The sequence below is a fragment of the Acidovorax sp. GW101-11A03 genome (assembly GCF_059424825.1).
In genome coordinates, this window is the sequence record NZ_JBWKZU010000152.1 from 1 (window position 1) to 668 (window position 668).

Consider the following 668-nt stretch of genomic DNA (forward strand, 5'->3'; position numbering starts at 1 on the left):
AACTTCCGCCCCAAGACCTATATCGAGCGCCTGGAGTGGCTCGCCCCCTACGGCGCCAGTGCCCTGTTTGCCGCCGGTGGCACGGGCGAGTACTTTTCCCTCTCGGGCCCCGAGTACAGCGAAGTCATCAAGACCGCCGTGGACACCTGCCGGGGCAAGGTGCCCATCATTGCCGGTGCCGGTGGCCCCACCCGCACGGCCATTGCCCATGCGCAAGAGGCCGAGCGCCTGGGCGCCCACGGCATCCTGCTCTTGCCGCACTACCTGACCGAAGCGGGCCAGGAGGGCCTGATCGAGCATGTGGCCCAGGTCTGTAGCAGCGTGAAGTTCGGCGTGATCGTCTACAACCGCGACCGCACCAAGCTCACGGCCGAGTCCCTGGCCATCCTGGCCGAGCGCTGCCCCAACCTGATCGGCTTCAAGGACGGGGTCGGCAACATCGAGACCATGTCTTCCATCTACATGAAGCTGGGCGACCGCTTCTCGTACCTGGGTGGCCTGCCCACGGCCGAGGTCTATGCAGCGGCCTACAAGGCGCTGGGCACGCCGGTGTATTCGTCGGCGGTGTTCAACTTCATCCCGAAGACGGCGATGGAGTTTTACAAGGCGGTGGCGGCCGACGACATGGCCACCCAGCACCGGCTGCTCAAGGAGTTCTTCATGCCGTA

At 65.3% G+C, this 668-nt stretch carries 1 protein-coding gene; it reads left to right on the forward strand.

The genetic code is table 11. The features are described from left to right. Window positions 1-668 (forward strand): 5-dehydro-4-deoxyglucarate dehydratase (locus AC07Z7_RS25130; protein ID WP_494768053.1); only part of this gene is annotated, 668 nt, incomplete at both ends.